This window comes from Fluviibacter sp., assembly GCF_057744235.1.
The window spans coordinates 121,098-147,412 of the sequence record NZ_JBIJFP010000003.1; the positions used below are offsets into that span (position 1 = coordinate 121,098).

Annotated in this window: 25 protein-coding genes; 16 read left to right on the forward strand and 9 right to left on the reverse strand. The window is 56.5% G+C overall.

Annotation, left to right across the window (positions count from 1 at the left end; translation table 11 throughout):
* The first annotated feature begins 28 nt into the window (after nucleotides 1–28).
* The 4 genes from hpnD to AC3GOJ_RS03360 all read left to right on the forward strand — a co-directional run bounded on the left by hpnD (nucleotide 29) and on the right by AC3GOJ_RS03360 (nucleotide 5,927).
* Nucleotides 29–874, forward strand: a complete 846-nt coding sequence (gene hpnD / locus AC3GOJ_RS03345; RefSeq protein ID WP_488236047.1) for a presqualene diphosphate synthase HpnD — start codon at nucleotides 29–31, stop codon at nucleotides 872–874.
* Nucleotides 841–2,205 (forward strand): hydroxysqualene dehydroxylase HpnE, encoded by a 1,365-nt coding sequence (hpnE, locus tag AC3GOJ_RS03350; RefSeq protein WP_488236048.1) that lies wholly within the window; start codon nucleotides 841–843, stop codon nucleotides 2,203–2,205. Before hpnD ends, hpnE begins: the two co-directional genes overlap by 34 nt.
* 36 nt (nucleotides 2,206–2,241) lie before the next feature.
* Nucleotides 2,242–3,066 carry a symmetrical bis(5'-nucleosyl)-tetraphosphatase gene (locus tag AC3GOJ_RS03355; RefSeq protein ID WP_488236049.1) on the forward strand — a complete coding sequence of 275 codons (825 nt, stop codon included), beginning with the start codon at nucleotides 2,242–2,244 and terminating at the stop codon, nucleotides 3,064–3,066.
* Between the two features lie 170 nt (nucleotides 3,067–3,236).
* The gene (locus AC3GOJ_RS03360) at nucleotides 3,237–5,927 is read left to right on the forward strand and encodes a bifunctional acetate--CoA ligase family protein/GNAT family N-acetyltransferase (protein WP_488236050.1); all 2,691 of its coding nucleotides are present in this window, start codon (nucleotides 3,237–3,239) and stop codon (nucleotides 5,925–5,927) included.
* A gap of 28 nt (nucleotides 5,928–5,955) precedes the next feature.
* Here AC3GOJ_RS03360 and AC3GOJ_RS03365 read toward each other — a convergent pair whose 3' ends face one another.
* From AC3GOJ_RS03365 to clpB, 6 genes are all read right to left on the reverse strand, one after another.
* Nucleotides 5,956–7,164: a hypothetical protein gene (locus AC3GOJ_RS03365; RefSeq protein ID WP_488236051.1), complete on the reverse strand. Its 1,209-nt coding sequence runs from the start codon at nucleotides 7,162–7,164 to the stop codon at nucleotides 5,956–5,958.
* A gap of 3 nt (nucleotides 7,165–7,167) precedes the next feature.
* Nucleotides 7,168–7,788 (reverse strand): hypothetical protein, encoded by a 621-nt coding sequence (locus tag AC3GOJ_RS03370; protein ID WP_488236052.1) that lies wholly within the window; start codon nucleotides 7,786–7,788, stop codon nucleotides 7,168–7,170.
* Between the two features lie 8 nt (nucleotides 7,789–7,796).
* Nucleotides 7,797–8,288 carry a hypothetical protein gene (locus tag AC3GOJ_RS03375; protein ID WP_488236053.1) on the reverse strand — a complete coding sequence of 164 codons (492 nt, stop codon included), beginning with the start codon at nucleotides 8,286–8,288 and terminating at the stop codon, nucleotides 7,797–7,799.
* Between the two features lie 156 nt (nucleotides 8,289–8,444).
* Nucleotides 8,445–8,651, reverse strand: coding sequence for a DUF3460 family protein (locus tag AC3GOJ_RS03380; protein ID WP_488236054.1), 207 nt, complete (start codon nucleotides 8,649–8,651; stop codon nucleotides 8,445–8,447).
* Nucleotides 8,652–8,691: 40 nt separating this feature from the next.
* Nucleotides 8,692–9,351, reverse strand: a complete 660-nt coding sequence (locus AC3GOJ_RS03385; protein ID WP_488236055.1) for a 3'-5' exonuclease family protein — start codon at nucleotides 9,349–9,351, stop codon at nucleotides 8,692–8,694.
* 59 nt (nucleotides 9,352–9,410) lie between these two features.
* Nucleotides 9,411–11,999, reverse strand: a complete 2,589-nt coding sequence (clpB, locus tag AC3GOJ_RS03390) for an ATP-dependent chaperone ClpB (protein WP_488236126.1) — start codon at nucleotides 11,997–11,999, stop codon at nucleotides 9,411–9,413.
* Between the two features lie 157 nt (nucleotides 12,000–12,156).
* On the opposite strand from clpB, the gene AC3GOJ_RS03395 reads away from it, so the two are divergent.
* The 6 genes from AC3GOJ_RS03395 to AC3GOJ_RS03420 are packed head-to-tail and all read left to right on the forward strand — an operon-like array spanning nucleotide 12,157 to nucleotide 18,369.
* Entirely contained in the window at nucleotides 12,157–13,785 is a 1,629-nt protein-coding gene (locus tag AC3GOJ_RS03395; RefSeq protein WP_488236056.1) for an acyl CoA:acetate/3-ketoacid CoA transferase, read from the forward strand.
* 54 nt (nucleotides 13,786–13,839) lie between these two features.
* Complete coding sequence (locus tag AC3GOJ_RS03400) at nucleotides 13,840–14,739, forward strand: amino acid ABC transporter substrate-binding protein (RefSeq protein WP_488236057.1); 900 nt, start codon at nucleotides 13,840–13,842, stop codon at nucleotides 14,737–14,739.
* 7 nt (nucleotides 14,740–14,746) lie between these two features.
* The gene (locus AC3GOJ_RS03405) at nucleotides 14,747–15,913 is read left to right on the forward strand and encodes an ABC transporter permease (RefSeq protein ID WP_488236058.1); all 1,167 of its coding nucleotides are present in this window, start codon (nucleotides 14,747–14,749) and stop codon (nucleotides 15,911–15,913) included.
* Nucleotides 15,914–15,918: 5 nt separating this feature from the next.
* Nucleotides 15,919–16,725, forward strand: coding sequence for an ABC transporter ATP-binding protein (locus AC3GOJ_RS03410; RefSeq protein WP_488236059.1), 807 nt, complete (start codon nucleotides 15,919–15,921; stop codon nucleotides 16,723–16,725).
* Nucleotides 16,726–16,753: 28 nt separating this feature from the next.
* The gene (locus AC3GOJ_RS03415; protein ID WP_488236060.1) at nucleotides 16,754–17,656 is read left to right on the forward strand and encodes an MlaD family protein; all 903 of its coding nucleotides are present in this window, start codon (nucleotides 16,754–16,756) and stop codon (nucleotides 17,654–17,656) included.
* A 23-nt stretch (nucleotides 17,657–17,679) separates the two neighbouring features.
* Nucleotides 17,680–18,369 (forward strand): hypothetical protein, encoded by a 690-nt coding sequence (locus AC3GOJ_RS03420; protein WP_488236061.1) that lies wholly within the window; start codon nucleotides 17,680–17,682, stop codon nucleotides 18,367–18,369.
* Between the two features lie 14 nt (nucleotides 18,370–18,383).
* On the opposite strand, the gene AC3GOJ_RS03425 is transcribed toward AC3GOJ_RS03420, so the two are convergent.
* Nucleotides 18,384–19,583 (reverse strand): hypothetical protein, encoded by a 1,200-nt coding sequence (locus AC3GOJ_RS03425; RefSeq protein WP_488236062.1) that lies wholly within the window; start codon nucleotides 19,581–19,583, stop codon nucleotides 18,384–18,386.
* Nucleotides 19,573–21,606 (reverse strand): DNA repair helicase YoaA, encoded by a 2,034-nt coding sequence (gene yoaA, locus AC3GOJ_RS03430; RefSeq protein ID WP_488236063.1) that lies wholly within the window; start codon nucleotides 21,604–21,606, stop codon nucleotides 19,573–19,575. The genes AC3GOJ_RS03425 and yoaA overlap by 11 nt, the downstream gene beginning before the upstream one ends.
* Nucleotides 21,607–21,730: 124 nt before the next feature.
* On the opposite strand from yoaA, the gene AC3GOJ_RS03435 reads away from it, so the two are divergent.
* The 4 genes from AC3GOJ_RS03435 to AC3GOJ_RS03450 all read left to right on the forward strand — a co-directional run bounded on the left by AC3GOJ_RS03435 (nucleotide 21,731) and on the right by AC3GOJ_RS03450 (nucleotide 23,929).
* Nucleotides 21,731–22,630, forward strand: a complete 900-nt coding sequence (locus AC3GOJ_RS03435) for an aspartyl/asparaginyl beta-hydroxylase domain-containing protein (protein WP_488236064.1) — start codon at nucleotides 21,731–21,733, stop codon at nucleotides 22,628–22,630.
* Nucleotides 22,631–22,641: 11 nt separating this feature from the next.
* Nucleotides 22,642–23,037: a lactoylglutathione lyase gene (gene gloA, locus AC3GOJ_RS03440; RefSeq protein WP_488236065.1), complete on the forward strand. Its 396-nt coding sequence runs from the start codon at nucleotides 22,642–22,644 to the stop codon at nucleotides 23,035–23,037.
* A 12-nt stretch (nucleotides 23,038–23,049) separates the two neighbouring features.
* Nucleotides 23,050–23,634, forward strand: coding sequence for a YqaA family protein (locus AC3GOJ_RS03445; RefSeq protein WP_488236066.1), 585 nt, complete (start codon nucleotides 23,050–23,052; stop codon nucleotides 23,632–23,634).
* A gap of 79 nt (nucleotides 23,635–23,713) precedes the next feature.
* Nucleotides 23,714–23,929, forward strand: coding sequence for an HP1242/YdcH family protein (locus AC3GOJ_RS03450; protein WP_488236067.1), 216 nt, complete (start codon nucleotides 23,714–23,716; stop codon nucleotides 23,927–23,929).
* A 56-nt stretch (nucleotides 23,930–23,985) separates the two neighbouring features.
* On the opposite strand, the gene AC3GOJ_RS03455 is transcribed toward AC3GOJ_RS03450, so the two are convergent.
* Nucleotides 23,986–24,525: a hypothetical protein gene (locus AC3GOJ_RS03455; protein ID WP_488236068.1), complete on the reverse strand. Its 540-nt coding sequence runs from the start codon at nucleotides 24,523–24,525 to the stop codon at nucleotides 23,986–23,988.
* A 113-nt stretch (nucleotides 24,526–24,638) separates the two neighbouring features.
* On the opposite strand from AC3GOJ_RS03455, the gene AC3GOJ_RS03460 reads away from it, so the two are divergent.
* Complete coding sequence (locus AC3GOJ_RS03460; protein WP_488236069.1) at nucleotides 24,639–25,277, forward strand: DUF47 domain-containing protein; 639 nt, start codon at nucleotides 24,639–24,641, stop codon at nucleotides 25,275–25,277.
* Nucleotides 25,278–25,288: 11 nt separating this feature from the next.
* The gene (locus tag AC3GOJ_RS03465; RefSeq protein ID WP_488236070.1) at nucleotides 25,289–26,296 is read left to right on the forward strand and encodes an inorganic phosphate transporter; all 1,008 of its coding nucleotides are present in this window, start codon (nucleotides 25,289–25,291) and stop codon (nucleotides 26,294–26,296) included.
* Nucleotides 26,297–26,315: the final 19 nt, after the last annotated feature.

A 26,315-nucleotide genomic window follows, 5' to 3' on the forward strand; every position in this document is an offset into this window, starting at 1 on the left:
CACCCCGCGTGCACTACAATCTCATCCGATGAATAACCACGACTACTGCCAGCAGAAGGTTGCCGAAAGCGGCACCTCGTTCTACTACGCCTTTCTATTTCTACCGCCGGAGAAACGTCAGGCCATTCATGCGCTGTACGCGTTCTGCCGGGAAGTCGATGACGTGGTGGATGAGTGCGATGACCCGGCCATTGCTGCGGCCAAATTAAGCTGGTGGCGACAGGAAGTGGCACTACTCGAGTCTCCTGCTGGCCAAACCCAGCCTACGCACCCGGTGACGCTGGCGCTCAGGGACGTTCGGCAGCGTTTTGATCTGCCGCTGGAATACTTCGACGAGATCATCGACGGTATGGCGATGGATCTCGAATATAGCCGTTACCCGGACTTTAAATCCCTGTCGCTGTATTGCTATCGGGTGGCCGGGGTTGTGGGGCTGTTGTCGGCCGAAATCTTCGGTATGACGGATCGCAAAACCCAGCGCTATGCTACGGAGCTGGGTACCGCACTGCAACTGACCAATATCATCCGCGATGTGGGTGAAGACGCCCGGCGCGGCCGGATCTATCTGCCAGTCGATGAACTGCAACGCTTTAACGTGCCGGCAGCCGATATTCTGAATGCGCAGGAAACGCCGGCGTTTCTGGCGCTGATGCAGTTTCAGGGAGATCGTGCCCAATCCTATTACGATAAGGCACTGGACAACCTGCCGGCGGCCGATCGCTCGGCTCAGCGCCCGGGCCTGATTATGGCGGCGGTCTACCGCACCCTGCTCAACGAGATTGCCAAGGATAACTACCAGGTACTGAAGCAGAAGACGGCACTGCCTCCACTGCGCAAGCTGTGGCTGGCCCTGAAGACCTGGTTCAAGTATTGATGCGTCCGAGCGGCGAGCCTGCACCGTCGGTTGCCATTATCGGTGGGGGGTGGGCGGGGTTGGCCTGTGCACTCCGGCTGGCACGCGCCGGCTGTAGGCCGATTGTCTACGAATCAGCCCTAGAAGCCGGTGGTCGGGCGCGCCGCGCCCGACTGGATCGGCACGACCGCGACAACGGGCAACATCTCATGCTGTCCGGTTGCCGGGCACTCACCACCCTGTTCGCCGACATTGGCATCTCGCTCCCTGCTAACGCTTTTGCCTATCGCAACGCCGAAGGCAGCTTCTCGCTGACCGGTCGCCATGGTCGTAGCGGCTTGTTGTTGGGCCTTATGGGTGCCAACTGTTTTAGCCTGAGTGATCGCCTGCAACTCCTTAAAGCGCTGCTAACATTGCAATGGCGCGGGTGGCAGGTGCCAGCGCATGAGACGGTATTGCAGTGGCTGCAGACGCAGCATCAGACGCCGGCACTGGTTCACCATTTCTGGACCCCACTGGTGCTGGCCATCCTCAATACACCAATGGAGGTCGCGGCCATGGCCCGTCTGGCACCCGTGTTGCGCGACACCCTGGGTGCCGGTGCGAATGCCTTGCAGATCATGCAGCCCCCGGACGATCTCAGCACCAGCATCGTTGAACCCCTGGTAGCGGCGATTCAGGCGGCGCATGGGGTCGTGTATTGCGGCCACCGCGTCACGGCGATCACGCAGACTATCGAGAATGCAAACGCGGTTTCTGATCAAAGCGCTTATCAGGTTCATTTTGCCGCTACCTCGGTACCCCAGACCTTTAAGCACGTCGTCCTGGCAATACCGCCGTGGTCCCTGAATAAGCTGGCGGTACCGTTTTCTACAGCAACGCTGAACAGCCGATTTGGTACACAACCAATTGCCACAGTCTATTTGGGCTTCGATGCTCGCGTTTGTTTACCTACGCCGCTGATTCAAATCGATGGCCCGCTTCCGGGCGACGCCCGCATCTGGGTCATGGATCGTGCACATTGTGGCGAGCCTGGCGTCCTGGCGGTGTCACTGTCGGGCAATGGCCCTTGGTGCACGCTGGCACACGATGATTTGGCCGCAGCGTGTGCTACCAAGGTGCAATCAGCGTTACAGATTGATTCTCCTTGTGCATGGCAGAAGGCAGTAGTGGTGCACCGGGCGACCTATGCGGCCACGCCAGCGGCGCGACTCACCGATGGCGAGCTTGAACCCCTGCCCGGCTTATGGCTAAGCGGCGACTGGACCCACCCGCACTACCCGGCTACCCTGGAAGCTGCCGTTGCTTCGGGTTTCGATACAGCAAACCGGATTCTGCAATCCCTGACTTGAACCGAGCCACGTGTTTTTCGTTAGAATCTTGACATTATGACGATCTGGGCTATCGGCGATATTCAAGGGTGCTACGACCCGCTGCAGCGACTGCTGGACAAGTGCCGTTTTGATCCGGCACAGGATACGCTTTGGCTGGTGGGCGATCTGGTGAATCGTGGCCCCCAATCTCTGGAAACACTGCGCTTTCTGCGCAAGCTCGGCAAATCGGCGGTAACCGTTCTCGGCAACCATGATCTCTATCTGCTCATGGTCGCCGCCGATGCCGTGCCCCGCCGGGGAAAGGACGATACGCTGGGCCCGATCTTTGATGCCCCGGATGCGCCCGAGATTCTGGATTGGCTCAAAGCTCAACCACTGGCGCACGCCCAGATGCTGGATGGCCAGCGTTACATCATGGTACACGCCGGTCTGCTACCCGCCTGGAGTGCAGAAGATGCGCTCAACCTCAGCGATGAAGTATCCACGCATCTGCGCGGCCCACATTTTGCGGAGTTTCTGCGTCATCTCTGGGGGGATAGCCCGTTGGGCTGGCAAACCAAGCTGGGTGCCATGGATCGTGCCCGGGTGGTCGTCAACGCCATGACGCGTATGCGCTTCTGCACCCGTCAGGGGCAGATGGACCTCCGGATCAAAGGCAAACCGGAAAACGCACCAGATGGCCATGTGCCCTGGTTCGAGGTACCGGGCCGCAAAACGGCCAAGGACACATTGGTGGTTGGCCACTGGTCAGCACTGGGCCTCAAAATGACTCCCAATCTGATTGCACTGGATTCGGGGTGCCTCTGGGGCGGCCATCTGACGGCCGTCAGTCTGCCCGAGCGCGAAATCATGCAGGTCACCTGTACCAGCTGCCGTTAACAAAGCGTTGAGAGGCCAGTGAGCGTGGTCGGTAATATCCTTCCTGTTCTGTTGACGCAGGTCAAATTATTGCGTCAGATCACCTCTCAAATTAGGCGTAGAATCTATTTTCATGCACCGCATCATTCCAGTGACATGGGCCTCATGCTCACTAGCAGAAAGAGATCATCATGCTTGAAGAACATTATCTGAAGCCTCTATTTGAACCCGAGAGTGTGGCCGTTTTTGGTGCCAGTGACCGGGAGGACTCGGTGGGCCAGGTGCTGTTTGCCAACCTGCTGCAAACCGGCTTCGGGGGCCGCCTGTTTCCGATCAATCCGAAACACGACACGGTGCAAGGCCAGCAGACCTTCAAGTCACTCCACGATGTACCGGGTCGCGTGGATCTGGCGATCATCTGCACACCAGCCATGTCAGTGCCGGGCATCATTGAGCAGTGTGGTGAGCGCGGCGTGCGCTTCGCACTAATCGTTTCCAGTGGCTTTGCCGAACGCGGGCATGCCGGTGCGGCACTGGAGCGCAAAGTGCTCGAGATTGCTCGTAGCTACAGCGTGCGGATTCTAGGTCCGAACAGTCTGGGCATCATGCGCCCCCCTAGCCGACTGAATGCCACATTTACCCAGGAGCGCGCCCACGAAGGCAAGATGGCACTGGTCTCCCAATCGGGCGCAATCTGCTCCGCCATTCTGGATTGGGCCCTACCCAACAAGGTGGGCTTTTCGTCCGTGGTGTCACTGGGCCGCTCCACCGATATCGATTTCGGCGAGATTCTTGATTACCTGGTGCATGATCCGCGCACCCACTACATCCTGCTCTACATCGAAGGCATCCAGAACGCCCGCCTGTTCCTGTCAGCGCTGCGCTCGGCCGCCCGCATCAAACCGATTCTGCTCTACAAGACCGGCCGCTTTGCCTCCGGTACAGCGGCCGCCCTGACCCACAGCGGTATCCGCAGTGGCTCAGATACCGTATTCGACATGGCGGTACGCCGTGCCGGCGTGGTGCGCGTAAACAGTATCATCCAGTTGATCGAAGGTGCCAAAGCGCTCAATGACCGACTACAACCTAAAGGCAAGCGCCTCCTCATTATCACCAACGGCGGTGGGCCCGGCGCAATTGCCGCTGACCGCGCCAGCGAAGCCGGCATTCCGCTGGCAGATCTCCAGGACTCGACTATTCAGGCACTGAACAAGGTGCTTCCGACCACTTGGTCGCACGCCAACCCGGTGGATATCGGCGGTGATGCCACGCCTGCCCGCTACCGCGAAACGATTGCACTCTGTGCCGCCGATGACAACGTCGATGGCCTACTCGTGATGCTGACGCCACAGGCAATGACCAAGCCCATGGCCGTTGCCGAACAGATGGTGGAGTTATCCAGGGAACTCAACAAACCACTCATCGCCTGCTGGATGGGGGAAGAACACACACGTGAAGCGCGCGAGTTCATGTCGTCGCACAATATTCCGGTGTTCCGTATGCCTGAATCTTCGGTGGATCTGTTCTCTAACCTGTCGACTTTCTACGAAAACCAGCGGCTGCTCCTGCAAACGCCGGCCGCCAAAACCGAAGGTAACGAGCTGCGCATCGAAGGTGCCCGCATGCTGATTGATGCGGTGCTCTCAGAAAAGCGCAAAACGCTGTCGGAAATGGAATCCAAGTCCGTACTGCGCGCCTTCAAGATACCGGTTGCGCAAACCATGGTGGCGCACAGCGTGGCCGATGCGCTGATGTATGCCGAACAGCTGGGTTTCCCCATTGCCATGAAAGTGGACTCCCCCGACATTCTGCGTAAAACAGATGCCGGCGGTGTACGTCTCAACATTCAGGATGCCGTGTCCCTGCGGAATGCCTATCACGATATTATCGATACGGTAAAACGTAAACACCCGAACGCCCGGATTTCCGGAGTATCCATCGAACCTTTTGTTTCGCGGACTAACGCCCGCGAAGTCCGCGTCGGTGTATTCCGCGACCGCACCTTTGGCCCGGTCATCACCTTTGGTAGTGGGGGCAATGAATCGGATCTGTATCCGGATCGGGGCATGGCCCTCCCACCGCTCAACCAAGTACTGGCGGAAAGCCTGGTCAAATCGACCCGTGCGTTCAACCTGCTCAAGGCCCACGGCCCAGTACCCGCAGCAAATATCGATGCCATTTACGAGCTGCTGCTGCATGTCTCGGATTTGGTCAGCGAGATTCCGCAGATCATCGAGCTGGATATCAATCCGCTGATTGTCGATGAGGAAGGCGTGATTGCCGCCGACGCTCGCATCGTGATTGACTACGCGCCGACCACGGTGGATCGCTATGCCCACATGGCCATCCATCCGTACCCGAACCATCTGGTGGAAGAATGGATCCTGCCCGATGGTGCATCGGTCACCATCCGCCCGGTACGCCCGGAAGATGCGGAAATGGAAAAAGAGTTCGTCAAGAACATGTCGGATGAAAGTCGCTACTTCCGCTTCATGGATACCATGCGCGAGCTTTCCAAGCCGCAACTGGTGCGGTTCACGCAAATCGACTACGACCGGGAAATGGCCTTTGTCGCGGTACAGATCAACGAGGCCGGCATCCCAGAACAGATTGGTGCCTCACGCTACGTCACCAACCCGGACGGCGAGACCGTGGAGTTTGCACTGGCCGTGGCGGATAGCTGGCAGAAGCGCGGCCTCGGCCGAAAGCTGATGCAGGTGCTCATTGATTGCGCCCGCACCAAGGGGTATTCGGCAGTCATCGGCGACGTGCTATCGGACAACACTAAAATGCTTAATCTGATGAGTTCGCTGGGTTTCAAAATTCTGCCGAACCCCGAAGACAACACCATCAAACGCGTCGTCAAACCTCTCACGCACTGATCGCCGAGCTGACTCGCAACGGCAATGGCTAGATATTCTGGCGGCTGCGGGTGTTAATCACCGGCAGTGCGCCGGGGTTAAGTGAGCGTATTTGAGGGGTGCCCTGTCCTGGCTGTCCGGATGGCCCCGGTTTCAAAAAGGGGCTGGTTGGCTGCTCGGCACCGAACTGAACGATGACGCTGAATTCGTTTTCCTCACTCAGAGCACCGCGGTTCACGGTCAGGTACTCCCGAAACGGGACGCCCATCGGCTCAATGAGGTAGAAGTCCCGCTTATTGCCCATGGTCTTGCTCTGATACGTGTAATCCGATGCCCGGAAGCTGACCATGTGATACGCCCCCTTCTGAATCTGGCGCGTACTGGTCACGTTATCATTGGAGCGTTCCACCAGCATGAGCTGAATCGAGCGTAGCTGACGCAAAGCATCGCCCGCTAGCCAGGTCTGGTAACAGCGCAAGGTCTCATACTGCGGATCGTTACGGAAGCAGAGTAGCCCTTCGCCGTTCACAATCTCGGTACCGCGGGGTGTCTGATTCCTGAAGGGTGACGACGCCAATCCCAGAGGCACTGCCACGGGTGCCGTAATCAGTGACAACAACGACTTGCCGATGTCGGACCATTTGGCCCGCTCGAAATCGACACGTTGTCCCTGCACGTTGAGAAAAGATTCTAGATCGGAATACCACTTCTCACTGGGGGCTACATCAGAGACCTGCAACACAATCTGGGCGTTTTTGCGGTTGTCTGTACTCACGTGCAGCCGGTCCATCCGCGCACTGAACATCGCCGGCCGTTTGATCAGCGCCTCCAGCGTAGCACGGGCTTCATCCTGCTTTTCAACAAAGCGCCCCACTTCACCCAGGTTAAGAGAGCGGCTGTTGGGATTCAATGCGATGTTCTTTTTGTCGAGCGATACTTCGGCCCGAATCTTTACGACGCAGGGTGAATCCCCCTTACTTTCCAGCACTGTGTACTGGCGTACAACACCACCGCTGTATTCATTGATACTCTCGGCGTAATACTTGTCGGCCATCAGCGACTTTTGACTATTGACGAACGAGCCAACCACCTTGTCGCTGGCCTGCACTTTGGCCTGGCCCAGGGCTTCTTGACAGGTGCTACCGGTGCCTTCGGCCAGCACCGTTTGCACATCGCCGTTTTTAGGCGTCGATGCGCAGGCCGACAGAAAAAAGGCGGTACTTAAGCACAGGGAGTGCCGCCAGAAGCACCGTGTCATTAATTAGAAGCCGCCCATCGCCTTACGGGCCTGATCGGCACCCTTGATGCTTTGCTGCGTCACCAGGATGGTCACCGATACATGCTGCTGCTCCTTCGAGACTTTACGCTCGACGACCTGTACGCCCTTCAAAATGGCCTGTGAGTTATCGTCAATGCGCTCACGCACCGTCTGGGCCACCGTGTTAGCCTTCTGACGGCTTTCCTTGGTGGCTTGGCTGTTGCTGGCGGCATCCTCATCGTCGCCTGAGGTATTGGATTCGTTGGCGCTATCCACCTGCGCGATATTTTTCAGGTAGGACTTGGAAATAGTCTGCACCGATTTGGTCGACTTGACGTCATTCGACATGAATTCGGTCAGATTGCGCTTGGCCCGCATGGTGGCCGTTTTAAAAGCAATCTCCACGCCTTCCGGCGCATTGTTGACCAGCGGTGCCGTGGCCGAAGAGCGGATCGACAGCCAGTTACCCTTGTCATCAAACGTGAGCGTCAACGGGCCGTTGGCTTCAAGAAATTCGACATCAGCCGTACGGCCCGGCGTAGCGTCCACCGGATTTTTCGGGGTGCTGCTACAGGCCGTCAGTCCGAGAAAAATGGCCGAAACTATCAGAAAAGACTTTTTCATTACAGCTCCTAGTTGGTCGGTAGTACATATTGTTGAACGACCACATCCGGTCGTTGATAGAGTTCCTGGACTTTCTTACGAACCTCAGGGTCTGAAATCTGGTTGCCCAGTAAGTCGTTACGTGCCAACTTTTCTACCTTGGCGCCTTTGGGCAACTTTTTAGGCGCTGCCGTACTTTGAAGTGGCTTGGTAGAAGTGGCTTCATCGGTGACGGGTTTATCGCCGGCGGGTTCGTTGGCCGGCTTTGCCGCTGTGCCGTCATCCAACGGCGTCACGGCAGGCTTTGAAGCTGCATCCCCGTTTGCCGGTGGAGGAGACTCCGTCGCTGCCGCATTGGCAGCAGGTGTCCGCTTGAGCTTTTTGCTGGCCGGTGTTTCAGCTTTCCAGCTGTTAAGGCGCTCGAAATCCTTATCGAACTTCGAGAATTCGCGCTCAAAGCTATTGTCCTGGGCCAGCGCAAGGCCGCTGACCAACGTCAGCATTAGCAGCAGTTTTTGCATGATGTGCCTTATAACGAAGCAGACGTTATAAAGTTAACGCGAAACAGGGTCTTTTTTACAAAAACAGACATAAAAACACGCCTGGCAGTTTTCCAGGCGTGTTTTTCATGGGATCTCTTAAGCAGCTGTTAAGGAAACCCGCGACGGATCCCGATATCAGGAATCAAAGAGCACGTCGTAAGGGTACGACTTCTGCGGCACTTTGGCGCTGGCATAGGCTTCGTTCTGCTTCACATCCTGCGGTTTGTCCCACCAGATAGCCCGGCCATTGAGCTGATCAATGCGCCATTGCGGATTCTTCTTCATCTCTTCATTGATGAACTTGGTATGGTCCGAAACGTAATCGAATTCAACGCGGGGCATGAGTCGTGCTCCAGAAATTGGGAATTTTTTTCATTATAACCTACTCGGCCGTGACTCTGGGCGACACACCGGGTACGCCCCCTTCTTCCAGCTCCGGGGTGGCCACCTCCGCTGGCATCACCTCATTGGGCAGGCCCAATGTCTGGCGATGCTGCTGCCAGAGGCTCAGCATATTGCAGAAGAGCGCCCCCTGCTCCAGCGCATCGTCCAGCGCCACATGGGTGTGCGGCAGGTCATCGAACCAGTCTTTGGGTAGCTTGGGCTTAATGCAGCTCCGGTACGGCAAACCCGATAAGGCCATGGCAAAGGTTTTCATGTCCAGCGCGGACCAGGAAAACGGCGACTCCCCCGTAAACTTCATCATGTACCAGAACATAAAGGTGAAATCGAAGCCAGCGGGGTAAGCAACAAAGACCGCTTTACCGGGCAGCTTCTTCACCCATTTGACGTACTCTTTCATCGCCACTTTGGGGTCCTGCAGATCCTGTCGACAGGCGGCCCAGGCCTCCTGCTCGGTCTTCCACCACTTCATGGTCAGCGGATGCCCCTTGGCATCGGGCAGCAGTTCCAGATTCGCGCTGAAAGTGCCGATCAATTGCTTGTCCGCCGTATAGGCGGCGGACGCAAAAGAAAGCATGGAATGCGGACCGGGGATCGGACCGTCTGCTTCGACATCGGTGCTTACATAGATTTCAGCCATGCCGAATTCTACCAATGAAAAAGGCGGCCTTGCGGCCGCCCTTCTCGCTTCTGGTCTTCTTACTTCTTGAAGACCATCTTGTTTTTGACACAGTCAACTTTAATCACATCCTTCGGACCAAAGTCCCCTTCCAGGATATGCGTGGCCAGTGGATTCTCGATCTCGGCCTGGATGGCCCGTTTGAGCGGACGCGCGCCAAAGACCGGGTCGAATCCGGATTCGGCAATCCGATCAAGGGCGGCATCGGAAACCTCCAGCCCCATATCCATGGCAGCTAGGCGTTTTTCCAGATAATGCAGCTGGATGCGGCCAATATCACGGATGTTCTTCTCATCCAGCGCATGGAAGACAATGACATCATCGATCCGGTTGATAAATTCCGGACGGAAGAAAGTCTTCACTTCGGCCATCACTGCCAGTTTGATCACACCATAGTCGTCACCCGCCATCTGCTGGATCATCTGGCTGCCCAGGTTGGAGGTCATGATGATCACGGTATTACGGAAGTCGACGGTACGACCCTGACCATCGGTCAGGCGGCCATCATCAAGCACCTGCAGCAGCACGTTGAATACATCCGGATGGGCCTTCTCGACTTCGTCGAGCAGAATCACGCTATACGGGTTGCGACGTACCGCCTCGGTCAGATAACCGCCTTCGTCGTAACCCACATAACCCGGAGGTGCGCCGATCAAACGAGCGACCGAGTGCTTCTCCATGAATTCACTCATATCGAGGCGAATCAAATGATCCTGCGAGTCGAAGAGGAATTCGGCCAGCGCCTTGGTGAGTTCTGTCTTACCGACGCCCGTTGGACCCAGGAACAGGAATGAGCCATAAGGACGATTCGGATCCGACAGCCCAGCACGAGAGCGGCGAATGGTTTCGGATACCAGGCGCAGCGCTTCCTTCTGACCGATCACGCGGTTGTGCAGATAGCTTTCCATCTGCAACAGCTTGGCGCGTTCGCCTTCCATCATCTTGGACACAGGGATACCCGTTGCCCGCGAGACGACCTCGGCAATTTCTTCGGCACCGACTTCGGTACGCAGCAGCTTGTGCTTGGTGGCTTCCGCATTAGCAGCATCACCCTTGCTTTCGGCAGCCTTCAGCTTCGCTTCCAGTTCTGGCAGCTTGCCGTACTGCAGCTCGGCCAGTTTGTCGAACTGACCCTTGCGTTGCAGTTCGGCCATTTGCAGGCGCAGCTTTTCGATCTCTTCGCGCACTTGCGAGGAACCCTGCAGCGTCGACTTCTCGGCGCGCCAGATTTCATCGAGGTCGGCGTATTCCTTACCCAGGGTGTTGATTTCTTCTTCGATGAGCGACAGACGCTTCTGCGAGGCTTCGTCCTTTTCCTTCTTGACGGCTTCGCGCTCGATCTTGAGCTGGATCAGACGACGGTCGAGTTTGTCCATTTGCTCCGGCTTGGAGTCGATTTCCATCTTGATCTTGGCGGCGGCCTCATCGATCAGATCGATGGCCTTATCCGGCAGGAAGCGGTCCGTAATATAGCGATGCGAAAGCTCGGCCGCAGCCACGATGGCCGGGTCGGTGATCTCAACACCATGGTGGACTTCATAGCGTTCCTGAAGACCACGCAAAATGGCAATGGTCGATTCAACAGACGGCTCTTCCACCATCACCTTCTGGAAACGGCGCTCCAGCGCGGCATCTTTCTCGACGTACTTGCGGTATTCGTCTAGCGTAGTCGCCCCGATGCAATGCAGTTCGCCTCGAGCCAGCGCTGGCTTGAGCATATTTCCGGCATCCATGGCGCCTTCAGCCTTACCAGCACCAACCATGGTGTGGATTTCGTCGATGAAGAGAATAATCTTGCCTTCTTCAGCAGCAATATCCTTCAGTACGGCTTTCAGTCGCTCTTCGAATTCGCCACGATACTTGGCACCGGCCAGCAGCGCGGCCATGTCGAGCGACAGCACCTTTTTGCCTTTGAGGGTTTCAGGCACTTCCTCATCAATGATGCGCTGAGCCAGACCTTCCACAATGGCAGTCTTACCGACACCCGGTTCGCCAATCAGTACGGGGTTGTTCTTGCTGCGACGCTGCAGAATCTGGATGGAGCGACGGATTTCGTCATCGCGGCCAATCACCGGATCCAGCTTACCCTGGCGGGCACGCTCGGTCAGATCCAGGCAGTATTTCTTGAGGGCTTCGCGCTGGCTTTCGGCATCCGACGAATCCACATTCTGGCCACCGCGCACGGCCTGGATGGCCAGCTCAAGCGACTTGCGGTTCAAACCGTTATCGCGGCACAGACGACCCGTTTCGCCCTTATCCTCACAGAGGGCGAGCAAAAACAGCTCGGAGGCGATGAACTGGTCGCCACGCTTGGCGGCTTCCTTATCGCAGAGGTTGAGCAGGTTACCCAGATCGCGCGAGGCCTGCATTTCGCCACCGGTGCCTTGCACCTGCGGCAAACGCTTGACCAGCGCCTCGGTTTCGCGTGTCAGCGCCGTGACATTAACGCCCGAACGCTCGAGCAGCGAGCGAATACCGCCATCCGACTCCTGAATCATGGCCAGGAGAAGATGTGCCGGCTCGATGAAGCCACAGTCGTTGGCAAGTGCAATGCTCTGGGCATCGGCCAGAGCCTGTTGAAACTTAGTCGTCAGTTTGTCAAATCGCATAGTCATCCTTTGTCTTTTTATATTTGGCAGCCGGATAGATTCTAGTCACCCGTTCGCCATGATCTTTTGGCAATATGTAGGCTAAACGTCTTTTTTCAAGTCCCGCACGCCCAAAACTCGTGCTTAAAGCCAGTGTAGCCCAACACGGAGCAATTGAATGAATCCCTTGGCAGCACCACCGATGATGGGTTCCACCCATGGCGCATCAGGCAACCACGCTAAAGTGATCAGCCCGGCAGCAGCCGCAACACTGGTGGACTCCGGTGCCACGCTAGCCACCTGCGGCTTTGTCGGTATCGGCTTCCCGGAAAATCTGGCGGTGGCACTGGAGCAGCATTATCTGGAGAGCGGACTGCCTCGCGACCTGACGCTGGTTTTTGGCGCCGGCCAGGGCGATGGCAAAGAACGTGGGCTCAACCACCTGGCACCGCCGGGTCTACTCAAACGCGTGATTGGCGGTCACTGGGGACTGATTCCCAAACTGGGGGCGCTGGCCACCGGTAACCAGATCGAAGCCTACAACCTGCCCCAGGGGGTGCTGTCGCAGCTTTACCGGGACATTGCCTCCGGCAAGCCCGGACTGCTCACGCATGTCGGCCTGCATACCTTCGTGGACCCCCGCCATGGCGGCGGCAAGCTGAATGCGCGGACGACGGAAGACTATGTCTTCCTGACCGAGATTGATGGCCAGGAATACCTACGCTACAAAACCTTTCCGATCGACATAGCCTTCCTGCGCGGCACCACCGCCGACAGTGCCGGCAATATCAGCATGGAAAACGAAGCCTTGACACTGGAATCTCTGGCGGTCGCCATGGCCACCCACAATTCCGGTGGCAAGGTCGTTGTTCAGGTCGAACGTCTGGCCGAACGCGGCACCCTGAAGCCCAAGGATGTGCGCATCCCCGGTATGCTGGTCGATTACGTGGTTGTTGCTGAAAATCCGGCCTACCATCAGCAGACCTTTGCCGAGCAGTTCAACCCGGCCTTTGCCGGCCACGAACGCGTCACCCTGGATGCAGTGGCCCCCATGGCGCTCACAGAGCGGAAGATCATTGCCCGCCGAGCCGCACTGGAGCTGCGCCCGGGTTCGATCGTGAATCTGGGCATCGGCATGCCAGAGGGCGTGGCCAATGTCGCGGCCGAAGAAGGTGTTGGTGATTTCATGACACTGACGGCGGAGCCCGGCATCGTGGGCGGGATCCCTCTGGGCGGGCTCAACTTTGGTGCGGCGGTCAACCATGACGCCGTTATCGATCAGCCCTACCAATTCGATTTTTATGATGGCGGGGGCATCGACATTGCCTTTTTGGGGCTAGCACAGGCAGATGCTGAGGGTAACCTCAACGTCTCCCGATTTGGCCCCAAGCTGGCCGGCTCCGGTGGCTTTATCGACATCAGCCAATCATCCAAGAAGGTGGTTTTTGTGGGCACCTTCACCGCCGACGGTCTAAAAGTCGCAGTGGAAGGTGGCCAGCTCCGAATTATCCAAGAGGGCAAGGTCCGCAAATTCGTGCAAACGGTGGAGCAACGCACCTTCAGTGGCCGCTATGCCACCCAACGCCAGCAGCCGGTGATTTACATTACCGAGCGTTGTGTTTTCGAGCTTTGCCCGTCAGGAGTCATGCTCACGGAAATCGCACCGGGTATCAACCTTGACCGTGACATTCTGGCGCACATGGACTTCAGGCCATTGATCAGCCCCACGCTTAAAATCATGGACCTGACCATTTTTCAGCCAGGCCCAATGGCGCTGGCACAGCGTGCTACGCACCTATCGACCTAAAATCCCGGCTTAACATCCCGATTTAACTTCATAGATTCATTGACAGGATTTCCCATGCGTTTCTGCCATATCCTACTGGCCGCTCTGACCTTAGCCACCAGTCTACTGCTCAGCGGCCCTTCGATCGCCCAGACCCCCGAAGCCAGCGATCGTCCGCCGCTCAATGGCCCGGTGATCCAGCGGATTCGGGAGCGCCAGGCACTGACCATTGCCTATCATCCCAATTTGGCACCCTTCTCCCTACTGGGTGATGACGGACAACCTACCGGTTACACCATTGATCTCTGCAAAATCATCGCCTCGCAGCTGGTCACCCAGCTCGACCTGAAACTGATGGATGTGCGCTGGGTCAAAACCAATACCCGCTCTCGCTTTGATGCCATTGAATCCGGCGATGCTGATCTGGAATGCTCGGCCACTTCTAACACCCTGGATCGTCAGCGCCGCTTCGGCTTCAGCCTGACGACCTTTATCCAGGGTGCCACCTTTGCCGTGCGCACCGATGCCGACCTAGAAAAACTGGACCACCTGACGTCTAAAAAAATCGCCGTCGTCCGGGACAGCACGACCAGTAAGCTGCTCAAGCAGGCGGTTGCCAGCGGCCAGATGCAGGCAACCCTGGTCGACGCCAAGAGCTTCGAGGCTGCCGCCAATATGCTGGCCAATAAAGACGTCGATGCCATTGCCGGTGACCGCCTGGTCATGTTTGACCAGTTGATCCGCTCCAAACTGGGCACCCGTTTCCGTCTGCTGCCTCAGGATTTTGCACCTGAATACTATGCCGTCATGATGGCACCGAACGATCCGGATTTCCGCTGGGCTGTCAATGCCACGTTGTCACGCACTTACCGTACACCGGTGATTGGTGAGCTCTTCCAGCGCTGGTTCGGCTCGCTGAATCAACCAGGACAGCTGATGGAGGCCTTATACTTTACGCAAGCCTTCCCGGAATAATCCAGCCATGGCATCTGCTTTGCCGCCCGATAATACATTGAATGCCGCTGCCGATTGGTCGGTTACAGGATCCGTTGCATGCCTGTCACTCTCCGGCCATCTGAACGCTCATACACTGGGTAATCTCTGGCAATCCGTTCGTCAACGTCAGGCTGACTGGCTTCTAACAGCTTCGGGTAGCCGACTGGAAGTGGATCTAAAGCAGCTGACCTATATGGATGGGGCCGGTATTGCATTTCTGATCGATCTGCAACAAGCCCAGAATCGTGCTGGTGGCAGCACGCAGCTGCTGAACCTTGATGCACGCTACGCACCTTTGATAGCCCAGTACCAGCCTTTTGACGATCTCTACCCGGCCCAGCTCAGCAATCATCGACCGCACACCGGCCTGGTCGAACGGATCGGTAAAAGTACGGAAGACATTCTCAATGATGCCCGCAATCAAGTTGTCTTTATTGGTCAGCTGGCCAGCAATCTCGGGTGGGCATTCCGCAACCCGAGAACAGTGCGCTGGAACGATTTTGTAGCCGTTGCCGTGGAAGCGGGTGTTGCGGCGCTTCCCATCGTTTCTCTGGTGGCCTTTCTGATCGGCGTGATTTTGGCCTTCCAGTCGGCCATTGGACTTAAACAGTTTGGCGCTGAAACCTTTGTCGCCAACCTCGTGTCGCTGTCGATCTTCCGTGAACTGGGGCCCTTGATGACGGCGATTCTGCTGGCCGGTCGTTCGTCGGCCGCCTTTGCCGCCGAAATCGGCACCATGACCGTGAACAATGAGGTCGATGCGCTAGTCACCGGCGGCATCGACCCCATCCGCTTTCTGGTGCTACCCCGCCTACTGGCAGGCCTGCTGGTCGCCCCCATCCTTTCTCTATTTTCCGATCTGATTGGCATCTTTGCTGCCTCACTGACCATGCTGGCCTATCAGGTGCCTTTCGTGACATTCTATGAAGCCGTTCTCAAAACGATTCACATGAACGACATTCTTTCCGGACTGACCAAGTCTCTGCTCTTCGGTCTGATCATTGCCGGCGTTGGCTGCCTGCGTGGTATGCAAACGGGGACCGGTGCTGCGGCCGTCGGCCTGTCGGCCACACGCGCCGTGGTGACTAGCCTGATTCTGATTGTGATGGTCGATGGTCTGTTTGCCTACATTTCGTACAAGACTGGCTTCTGATGGTCATGACAAATAATTCGCAAACGACGCCGGTGATTGCTGAAGACATCATCCAAGTCCAGGATCTCACCGTGGGTTACGGCAGTAACATTATTCTGCAAAACCTCAATTTCACGGTAAAACGTGGCGAAATCTTCGTGATTCTCGGCGGCTCTGGCTGCGGAAAATCGAGCCTGCTCAAGAACATGATCGGTCTCTACGAACCGCCTCAGGGCTCGGTCATGATCGAAGGTCAGAATATCGTGACAGCAGAAGGTGCTGCGCGACAGGAGATTCTGACGCGATTCGGCGTGATGTATCAGCAAGGTGCCCTCTTTGGGTCGATGACACTACTTGAGAATGTGCGTCTATTTCTTGAAGAATACACGCAGCTCCGCACCGACGAAATGTCGCTAATTGCCCGCTGCAAGCTGGATCTGGTGGGTTTACTCCCCTTCGAATCCTTTATGCCCTCAGAAATCAGCGGTGGTATGCAGAAACGAGCCGCCATTGCCCGTGCCATGGCACTGGACCCGGACATTCTGTTTCTTGATGAACCGTCTGCTGGTCTGGACCCAATTACATCCGCGGAACTCGACCAGACCATTCTGTCTATTTCTCGTAGTCTAGGAATCACTTTTGTCGTAGTCACTCATGAATTACCCAGCATTTTTACGATTGCCGACCGGGTCATCATGCTTGATAAAACGACGAAAGGCATCATCGCCGAAGGTGACCCAAAGTGGCTGCGCGACCACAGCGATATCCCACTGGTCCGTCAATTCTTTAATCGTAACGCTTTGGCCAGTAACGCCTCTGCGACCTCTCACTAGACAACAGACGCCCTGAGACCCAACCACTATGGCTACTCGAAACAGCGCCCAGTATTACCGGCTTGGTATTTTTGTTCTGATTGGTGCCGCTGCACTCGTTGCACTGACACTGATCTTCGGTGCCCGCAACCTGTTTTCCCAGACAAAAATCGTCGAGACCTATATCAAGGAGTCCGTACAGGGGCTGGACGTTGGCGCACCGGTGCGCTTTCGCGGTGTGCGCATCGGCCAGGTCAAAATGATCAGTCTCTCAGGCCTGATCTATGAGGAAAAAATACCATTCTCTGAACGTAAACAGTACGTGGTGGTTCGCATGGAGATCAACCCACCTAGCACATCCGACGATGAAGAGTATCTGAAGAAGCTGGTTGCCGATGGGCTGCGGGCACAGATTCGAGGCCAGGGCATTACAGGCGTCAACTATATCGAACTCGATTATGTGAAAGACCCGACCAAGATGGGTACCTTGCCTTATAGCTGGACTCCTGATTATCCGGTCATTCCCTCCCAGCCTAGCCCAGTCAATGTTCTGCTTGACAATGTGGAAGATGCCCTGCAGAACTTCAACAAGCTGGATCTGGGAGGCACTCAGAAAAGTGTCGATCTGTTGCTCACCAATCTGAACGGGATGGTGGCGGGTGATGGCAGCAAAGGGAATGGCGGCCTGAACAATTCAGTGAGCGAGCTGAATCAGATACTCACCAAACTCAACAAGGCGACCGACAACCAAGAACTGGCGATCATGGTGGAACAACTCACCGCATCAATCATTGTGCTGCGCCAGACCCTGACGAATATGCAGGGCGATCTTACCGTTTCAGCCGATAACGTGCGGCAGATCACGGATAACGTTAACGATCTTTCGCAAAAAGCCAATCAATACCCCTCGTGGCTGCTCTTCGGCCAACCGCCCAAGCGCGTGGCACCCTAAACTTCAGGCTAATAGGATAACCCATGACTCTCATGAAATTCATGCCCACCTTGAGCCGCATCAGCACTGTAAAGGCCATCGGCGCGATGTTCCTGTCCGCTGTGTTGCTATCCGGTTGTTCACTTTCACGACCCAATGCCGATCAGTCCAGCTGGCTGGTAGCGCCGGAACGCACCGGTGCCCCTCGCACCACCCCTGTCGCCATGCACCTGAAAATGGGCAATTTTTCAGCAAATGCACCGTTTGATGGTAAATCACTGGTCTACCGTCTTTCGGACAATCGCTACGAAAAGGATTTCTACAATGTGTACCTGATCTACCCACGGGATATGGTCAGCAACGCTACCCGGGATTGGCTGGTCAAATCCAATGGCTTCACACAGATTGTGGAACAGTCCACCGTGTTCTTTCCCAAGTACCAGTTGCAGGGGGTAATTGATGAATTCTACGGAGACTACCGTAATCAACCTGAAGCCGTTGTCAGCATCCAGTTCTATGCCAGCTCCAGCTTTACGGCCACCAATTACCTGTTCTCTTCTCCCCGGATTTCTAAACGGGTAGCGCTGAAGGATAAATCGCCGCAGGCGCTGATTGATGGCCAGCAGCAGGCACTGGCACTGGTGCTCACTGATCTGGAGCAACAATTGATTACCGATTCGGCCAAAGCACCTGAGTACAGCAGCCGCGTTGCCACACCAGACCGCAAACCCTGAGCAACCGCAGCGACTTAGTCTGAGATCTCGCGCACCGGAGCGAAACCACCGCCCGGGGTACGGAAGTTGGTCGTTTGTCCCTGGTAGAGACGTGCGGCTAGGAGCAGAATCTGCCCAGCGTAGGCAAAGACTCGCAGATCGTATTTGAGCGCAGTCGCTTCGCCGGTAACCGGTTCAACCACCGGCAGCTCCGGCGGTGGCACAAAGTCCTGCGCCACATAGCCACCTTGCAGGATCTCGTCAAACACCCGCTTGGTCAGCTTATCGCCGCGATAGGTGGCACGTGACCCAAAACCGGCCTGAGGTTTGAAAAATCGTGTTTTACGGGTCGTCCAGAACTGTTCACGCTGGGCGGCATCCACCAGCACCGTGCGCGGTACGCACCTACTAATACCGTCAACCATCACTGCATCCAGCCCCAAAGCCGCCAATTGCTGAGCATCGGACAGCCACTCCAGATTACGTTTGTCCGCCCACAGGGCATGCGCCACCGGATGGGGGGTGATCAGCGTGCCGCTTCTGACGCCGGCCAGTTGAAGCTGCCAGGCTTGGGCAATCTGGGCCAGCGCAGGGTCGGCCAGGCTGAAGTCGGTCAGCCGATTGTAGAGCAGATCAATCGGCTGGCCGTTGTGGCTCAGCCTGCCCTGTGCATCGCAGTGCAAAGCCTCCGGGCCGCATATACAGGTGTGGATGCCGGCTGACTCGAATAACCGTTGCCAGCGTACAAATTCCGGGTACAGATACTGCTGCTCGGGAGATTCGTCGACGATAGCAATACAGACCAATGGCCGAACGATACCGCCGCTCTCGCCTTGCCATGTCGCCCACTCCTGACGGAACATCTGCAGCAATTGTGCTTCTGCCGTATCGGCCTTCTCCGCAAAGCCCCAGGCACGATTCAGCAGTGTCACCAGCAGGGCACCACCGGCATTCGTGTTGATTTCGATGAGTTTGGGGCCATCCGGTGTTCGGTGAAAATCAAAGCCCAAACAGACACCGGGCGGTTGCAACGCAAAGGTAGTGCCTTGCCGTTCGGCAATCGCGTCCTGATAGGACGGTAATGTCACCAGTGCACTGACCGCTTGGACAAAGCCAGCCAGTTCGGACAACTCCGTCGCGGGTATGTCAACGATACGATCAGAGAAGAGATGGGGGCGTTCGGCAAGCGCACCACTGCCAAGTGTAGCTTCCAGTAATCGACGATCAGGCAACATGATCTTTAAGTGTGTGAATCAGAAATGTTTCCGCTTCGGCAATATCCCGTGTGCGCGCCATCGGCGGCAGGCTGCGCCAGACTTTTTTACCATAGGCTTTAGTCACGAGACGGGGGTCGCCAATCACCAGCACGCCCTGATCCCGTTCACTGCGGATCAGACGGCCCGCGCCCTGCTTCACATTAATCACCGCATGCGGCAACTGATAGTGCATAAAGGCGTTTTTACCCTGACGGTTGAGCGCATCGATGCGGGCCGACAGCACCGGATCATCCGGCGCAGCAAAGGGTAGCTTATCGATAACGACCAGGGATAAGGCATCACCGGGAACATCCACGCCTTCCCAGAAACTCTGGGACCCGACCAGTACCGCATTGCCCGATTCGCGGAAACGACGCAGCAGTTCATTTTTAGCAGCGTCGCCCTGACAGAGAATGCTGATTTCGGGCTGATGAAACGCCAGGCGGGTTTCCAGCTGACTGCGCACCTTCTGCATGGCGCGCAGTGAGGTGCAGAGAAAGAACGTGCGGCCTTCGGCCGCCTGAATCAGGGGTAATACTTTGTCGACCAGTCGGTCGGTGTAGTCGGCACTGTTGGGGTCGGGCAGATCGGTCGGGCAGCAGAGCATGGCCTGTTGGCCATAATCAAAGGGGCTGTCCCAGCAGTAGGACACAATATCGTGCAGGCCCATGGCCTCCTGATAATGTGCAAAATCACCCTGCACGGCCAGCGTGGCCGACGTGAAGATCCAGCTCCGTGGGCTACTCGCCATGAGTTTGGTAAAGGGTTCAGCCACCGACAGGGGCGTGGCATGCAAATGTAGTCCATGCCCCAGGGTTTCAACCCAATAGACGTAATCGCTCGACGAGGTTGCACCGTCCGTGGCACCATCCGGCGGCGTCTCGGCTGCCACCGAGGTGCCGCCACCCTGCGTGCCCTCCCCCAGAGCGCCTCGCCTCCAGCGGGCCAGATCCTGTTCCAGTGCAATGCAACGTTGCCAGGCGCGTTCCAGATCCGGCGAGCGACCAGCCTGGGTCTGTAACAACTGGCTCATCAATGCCAAACGCTCCGCCAGAGCATCGAGGCCTTTGAGAAACTCGGCATGACGCACCATGTGGGTTGCCGGCTGGCGCACAGTGTCATTGCCCAGCGTGAGGCGGAAATCGCGCGCAGCTTTATCCAGAGCCGCACTTTGCACAGGCAGATCCAGACAGTCACGCGCTTCGGCCAGTGCCGACATGCGCACGTCCTGTGCGAGATCCAGTACCTGCGTGGTGGAAAAACGCTGGCCGAAAAAGATGCCGGCGGTTTCCGGCAACTGATGCGCTTCGTCGAAAATCACCGTATTGCAGTTGGGCAACAGCTCGGCCATGCCTTCTTCTTTAAGGGCCACATCCGCGAAGAACAGGTGATGGTTCACGACGACCAGATCGGCTTCCAGCGCCTCGCGTCGGGCTTTGACAACAAAGCACTCGTCATAACGGGCACACTCGCTACCCAAGCAGTTATCCTTGGTCGAAGTCGCCATGTGCCAGACCGAGGCCGACTCGGGGACATCGGCACATTCCGCCTTGTCACCGCGTTTGGTGATTCTGGAGAAGCGCAGAATATGCTGAATGTGGCGGGCATCTTCCTTCTGCAAAAAACGCCCTTCGCTATGCGCCCGCTCCAGGTGATGTAGGCAGACATAGTTACTGCGCCCTTTGAGCAAGGCGACCCGGATCGGTGCCCCGAGTGCCTCGCGCACCATGGGAATATCACGTTCGAAGAGCTGGTCCTGCAGGGTTTTGGTACCGGTCGAGAGCACGACCTTCCCGCCCGAAAGCATGGCGGGCACCAGATATGCATAGGTTTTACCGGTCCCGGTGCCGGCTTCAACCAGGCAGGCGGACTCCGTCATGATCGCTTCGGCGATACGGGCAGCCATTTCCGTCTGCTGCGCACGCGGCCGGAAGGTAGGCACCTGGCGGGCCAGCGGCCCTTCGGGCGTGAAAACGTCTGCAACTTGCTCGGCCAGGATCATGCGGCCATTCTACCAGCCGTCTACACCTCCAGGACGCTATCTGCCTGATTTGCCAGGAGTGGGCATGGGCGGTGATAATGATGCTTTGCGTCAATTATTTGAGATTCATCAAGAGGAACCGCCTGTGAAGTGGACCATTATCTGGATTTTCTTGCTGTCGACCATGTTCGTGCACTTCCGTGGCAAGGTGCGTCTGCGCCCGTTCCGCCAGATCACCGACCACTCTACCTTTCTGGCACCGGTGAATGTGCTGCTCTATGGCGCGTCAACGGTACCCAACGTACCTTACTTGGACGCCAGCAACTTCCCGGAAATGAAGATCTTTGACGACAACTGGGAAAAGATTCGTGAAGAGGGCCTGAAGTTGGCCGAACAGGGGCAGATCAAAGCTTCAGATACCTATAACGATGTTGGTTTCAACTCGTTCTTCCGCACCGGCTGGAAACGCTTCTATCTGAAGTGGTACGACACGGCCCACCCGTCGGCTGAAGAACTTTGCCCGGTGACCTGCGGTCTGCTCAAACAGGTACCCAACGTCAAGGCCGCTATGTTTACCCACCTGCCGCCTGGTGCCCGCCTGGTGCGTCACCGTGATCCGTATGCCGGCTCGATTCGCTATCACCTGGGCCTATCGACCCCCAACGACGACCGCTGCTTCATCGAGGTCGACGGCGAACGCTATAGCTGGCGCGACGGGAAGAGCGTATTCTTTGATGAGACCTTTATTCATTACGCTGAAAACGACACCGATAAAGATCGTCTGATTTTCTTCTGCGACGTTGAGCGCCCGCTGGCTGGTTCATGGATCCAAGCCTTCAATCGCTGGTTCGGCCGTTACGTGGTCGGTGCTGCCGCCTCACCCAATGCCGAAGGTGACAAGACTGGCATCCTGAACAAGATCTTTGGTGTGGTCTACAAGGGCCGCGTCTGGGCCAAGGGTCTGAAATCGCGCAATCGTACAGCTTACTACGCCGGCAAGTGGATCATCCTGGGCGGTATTCTCGCCCTAATTCTGTTCGCGTAACCAGATACTGTATGCGTTTACTACACACCATGCTGCGCGTCGGCGACCTCGACAAGTCGCTGGATTTCTATACCCGCGTGCTGGGCATGACCCTGCTCCGTCGGAACGAATACCCGGAAGGCAAGTTCACACTGGCTTTTGTCGGTTTCGGCCCTGAATCGGAACACGCGGTCATTGAACTCACTTATAACTGGGGTGTCGAGAAATATGAGCTTGGCAATGCCTACGGCCATATCGCTCTAGAAGTCGATGACGCGTATGCGGCCTGCGACAAAATCCGTGCGATTGGCGGCAACGTGGTGCGTGACGCCGGTCCGATGAAACATGGCAACACGGTCATCGCCTTTGTTGAAGATCCGGACGGCTACAAGATTGAGCTGATCCAGCGCAAAGGACGTATCGATTGAACGGTCCTCTGCATGGGTAAGCGCCTGGAACACCTGGAGCAGAAGCTTCAGGTCTGGATGGAACGTGCCAACCGCAGTAACCACCTGCTTGGCCTTTGCGCACTGATCTCCTTTGGCGGCACGATCAGTGCGGCCTATCCGGTCACTGCCGTGATTGTCACGGCCGTATTGATGGCACCACGTCGCTGGTTGTCGCTGAGCGCCGCCTGTTCACTGGGCAGCGCGATGGCCGGTGCCGTGATTGTGGGGGTTGCGCACCTACTCGGCTATAACGAAATCCACCACCTTTTCCCGAATCTGATCAGCCCGCAAACCTGGGAGGAAGCCTCCCGGTGGATTAATGATTACGGCGTCTGGGCCATTTTCGGGGTGGGTGCCTCACCGCTACCGCAAATGCCGCTGCTGATATTCTTCGGCATCGTGGATGATCGAATTCTTGAGGCATTTGCAGCACTCTTTGCTGGCAAGCTCCTTAAATACACCGTGGTTGCCTGGGTCACCCAGCACTTCCCGGAGAAGCTGAGCTTCTTCAAACGCATTAACGGCAAAGTTCAGGCCAAAATTAACGATAAAAAGCCTGCCCCAACTTCGGAATAAGCTGGCCGTCACCCGTGCAAGGGCGTAAAATTAACCAGAGGGCGAAGATTCGTCCCTGTCCATTATTAACGGAGTTAGCATGTTTCCCGAATACCGTGAGCTGATCACCCGCCTCAAAACGACTGACCGTCATTTCACCAACCTGTTCGACAAGCACAACGAGCTGGACCAGAAGATCCAGAACATGGAAGCCCATATCGAATCTGGTACGCAGGAAGAGATCGAAACCCTGAAGAAGGAAAAGCTGCACCTGAAGGATGAGCTCTACGCCATTCTCAAGAAGGCCAGCGCTTAACTGACCGAGTTAGAGTCTGCGCCAAAGCAGACTAGACTGCCGATGCCCCTTTGGCATTATTCGTGGAATCGGCAGTCTTTCAAAGTGACATCGTGACTGAAGTCTTCTGAGGTATAAATGCTGCCCGTGAGCAGCCCCTCAAACGAAACAGCTTTCCCTGCCGCCAATGTGTTTGTACCTTCCGTGACATTGCGGCACCAGAGCGAGACTTCACCTAAACCGCTCACCCGCACATCAGCGACGACGGCATTCGGATTACCTTTGGCCGTTTTAACGAATTTCGCCTTGCCCTGCAGGATCTGACCTGCATACTTTCTGGCAACGGACGGGTCTTTACGGAGCTGACGGGCGATCTGTGGCAAAGCCGTCAGAGTTAAGCCATCCCGCGATACAGAGGGCGCCACCGCAGGCTTCGGCGAGGCCATCGTGGTTGGCGAGCGTTCGGCTACGGCCGAGACAGGTAATTCAGTCACAGACGGGACCACCGGCACCACTTCCTGAGGCGCGCTGTCTGAGACCTTGACCGGAGACTGGGTGATGCTGCAGGCTGACAGCAACAGTAATGATAAGAAAATGGTACTAGCACTCAAGCGCATGGTGTGTCTTTTCTGGTAAGAGATATCCATTCTAACCCTTGCCCCGCTAACGCAATACCTTACACAGGGATTACAATAACGTTTCAATTTTATGAGAAACGCATAGGACTCCCATGTTCGGCAAACTGATGCCCAAAGAGGGCAAATATTTCGATCACTTCAACGACCACGCGGCGCTGATTGCGAAGGGTGGTTCGCTGCTGACCGATCTGATTACGGCGCTGGCCACCCAATCGGGTGACGTTGCCCGTCTTGCCGACGAGATTGATGCGGTGGAGCGTCAGGCTGACAAGGTCACGCATGAAACCCTGGCCCAATTGCACAAGTCTTTTATTACCCCGTTTGACCGGGACGAGATTCACGAACTGATCAGCGGTATGGATGACATTCTGGACATTATTCAGGATGTCGCCGAGTCGGTCTCGCTCTACGATATCAAGCAAGTCCCGCAGGAAGCCGTTGCTCTGGCGCAAGTCACTGCCCGCTGCTGCAATCACATCACCTCCGTGGTGAAGCTTCTCGACAGCATGCAGAACGGTCCGCACATCCTGACCATCTGCCATGAAATCGACGAACTGGAATCAGATGCCGACCGCATGCATCGTGAACTGATGTCCAAGCTATTCCGTGATGAGCCAGACATTCGTCAGGTCATCAAACTCAAGGAAATCTACGAGATCCTCGAATCCGTAACGGATCGTTGTAAGGATGTCTCCGGCACGATCGAAGCGATCGTCCTCGAAAACTCCTGATCGCGCGATTCATGGATAACCTGCAAATGAGCCTGGGGGTGATCATCACCCTCGTTATCGTGGCGCTGCTGTTCGATTTCATGAATGGCTTCCATGATGCGGCTAACTCGATTGCCACGATCGTATCAACGCGTGTTCTCAAACCGCACCAGGCAGTGATCTGGGCCGCGGCCTTTAACTTTCTGGCCTACTTCCTGTTTGAGCTCAAAGTTGCAGGGACTATTGGTAAGGGCACCATCGATCCTTCGATTGTCGATCACTACCTCATCTTCGGCGCGCTCATTGGCGCCATCGTATGGAATGTCATCACCTGGTACTACGGCATTCCCTCTTCATCATCGCACGCGCTGGTGGGCGGCCTGGTTGGCGCCGCCGTTGCCAAGGCCGGCTTCGGCAGCCTCATTTCGGCCGGCGTACTCAAGATCATTGCCTTCATCTTTATTGCCCCATTCCTGGGCTTTACCATCGGTAGCCTGATGATGGTGATTGTTTCCTGGCTCTGCAGGAACATGTCGCCCAGCAAAGTAGATAAGCACTTCCGACGCCTACAGCTTGTTTCTGCAGCTGGATACAGCCTAGGGCACGGCGGTAATGATGCCCAGAAAACGATCGGTATTATCTGGATGCTGCTCATTGCGGCCGGTGTTTCGAAATCAGGCGATCACGTGCCTGCCTGGGTGGTATTGTCCTGCTACACGGCCATGGGTCTAGGCACCATGTTCGGTGGCTGGCGTATCGTAAAAACGATGGGTAACCGCATTACCAAGCTGAATCAGGCACGGGGTTTCTGTGCCAACAGTGCCGGTGCCATGACCCTGTTCTTTGCTACAGCACTGGGCATTCCGGTTTCGACGACGCACACCATTACTGGCGCCATCGCCGGCGTTGGCTCCACCCGTGGTGCCCGCCGCGTGCGCTGGGGTGTGGCGGGCAACATTGTCTGGGCCTGGATTCTCACCATTCCCTGCAGTGCCTTAATTGCTGCCGCGGCCTGGTGGTTAGGCACCAAGCTGCTCTAAGCGCAGACGCCTGGGCATC

What these genes read in the sequence shown, in the direction of transcription:
- hpnD (WP_488236047.1), top strand. Translation starts at nt 29, where the DNA reads ATGAATAACCACGACTACTGCCAGCAGAAGGTTGCCGAAAGCGGCACC.
- AC3GOJ_RS03355 (WP_488236049.1), top strand. Translation starts at nt 2,242, where the DNA reads ATGACGATCTGGGCTATCGGCGATATTCAAGGGTGCTACGACCCGCTG.
- AC3GOJ_RS03360 (WP_488236050.1), top strand. Translation starts at nt 3,237, where the DNA reads ATGCTTGAAGAACATTATCTGAAGCCTCTATTTGAACCCGAGAGTGTG.
- AC3GOJ_RS03365 (WP_488236051.1), bottom strand. Translation starts at nt 7,164, where the DNA reads ATGACACGGTGCTTCTGGCGGCACTCCCTGTGCTTAAGTACCGCCTTT.
- AC3GOJ_RS03370 (WP_488236052.1), bottom strand. Translation starts at nt 7,788, where the DNA reads ATGAAAAAGTCTTTTCTGATAGTTTCGGCCATTTTTCTCGGACTGACG.
- AC3GOJ_RS03375 (WP_488236053.1), bottom strand. Translation starts at nt 8,288, where the DNA reads ATGCAAAAACTGCTGCTAATGCTGACGTTGGTCAGCGGCCTTGCGCTG.
- AC3GOJ_RS03380 (WP_488236054.1), bottom strand. Translation starts at nt 8,651, where the DNA reads ATGCCCCGCGTTGAATTCGATTACGTTTCGGACCATACCAAGTTCATC.
- AC3GOJ_RS03385 (WP_488236055.1), bottom strand. Translation starts at nt 9,351, where the DNA reads ATGGCTGAAATCTATGTAAGCACCGATGTCGAAGCAGACGGTCCGATC.
- clpB (WP_488236126.1), bottom strand. Translation starts at nt 11,999, where the DNA reads ATGCGATTTGACAAACTGACGACTAAGTTTCAACAGGCTCTGGCCGAT.
- AC3GOJ_RS03395 (WP_488236056.1), top strand. Translation starts at nt 12,157, where the DNA reads ATGAATCCCTTGGCAGCACCACCGATGATGGGTTCCACCCATGGCGCA.
- AC3GOJ_RS03400 (WP_488236057.1), top strand. Translation starts at nt 13,840, where the DNA reads ATGCGTTTCTGCCATATCCTACTGGCCGCTCTGACCTTAGCCACCAGT.
- AC3GOJ_RS03405 (WP_488236058.1), top strand. Translation starts at nt 14,747, where the DNA reads ATGGCATCTGCTTTGCCGCCCGATAATACATTGAATGCCGCTGCCGAT.
- AC3GOJ_RS03410 (WP_488236059.1), top strand. Translation starts at nt 15,919, where the DNA reads ATGACAAATAATTCGCAAACGACGCCGGTGATTGCTGAAGACATCATC.
- AC3GOJ_RS03415 (WP_488236060.1), top strand. Translation starts at nt 16,754, where the DNA reads ATGGCTACTCGAAACAGCGCCCAGTATTACCGGCTTGGTATTTTTGTT.
- AC3GOJ_RS03420 (WP_488236061.1), top strand. Translation starts at nt 17,680, where the DNA reads ATGACTCTCATGAAATTCATGCCCACCTTGAGCCGCATCAGCACTGTA.
- AC3GOJ_RS03425 (WP_488236062.1), bottom strand. Translation starts at nt 19,583, where the DNA reads ATGTTGCCTGATCGTCGATTACTGGAAGCTACACTTGGCAGTGGTGCG.
- yoaA (WP_488236063.1), bottom strand. Translation starts at nt 21,606, where the DNA reads ATGATCCTGGCCGAGCAAGTTGCAGACGTTTTCACGCCCGAAGGGCCG.
- gloA (WP_488236065.1), top strand. Translation starts at nt 22,642, where the DNA reads ATGCGTTTACTACACACCATGCTGCGCGTCGGCGACCTCGACAAGTCG.
- AC3GOJ_RS03445 (WP_488236066.1), top strand. Translation starts at nt 23,050, where the DNA reads ATGGGTAAGCGCCTGGAACACCTGGAGCAGAAGCTTCAGGTCTGGATG.
- AC3GOJ_RS03450 (WP_488236067.1), top strand. Translation starts at nt 23,714, where the DNA reads ATGTTTCCCGAATACCGTGAGCTGATCACCCGCCTCAAAACGACTGAC.
- AC3GOJ_RS03455 (WP_488236068.1), bottom strand. Translation starts at nt 24,525, where the DNA reads ATGCGCTTGAGTGCTAGTACCATTTTCTTATCATTACTGTTGCTGTCA.
- AC3GOJ_RS03460 (WP_488236069.1), top strand. Translation starts at nt 24,639, where the DNA reads ATGTTCGGCAAACTGATGCCCAAAGAGGGCAAATATTTCGATCACTTC.
- AC3GOJ_RS03465 (WP_488236070.1), top strand. Translation starts at nt 25,289, where the DNA reads ATGGATAACCTGCAAATGAGCCTGGGGGTGATCATCACCCTCGTTATC.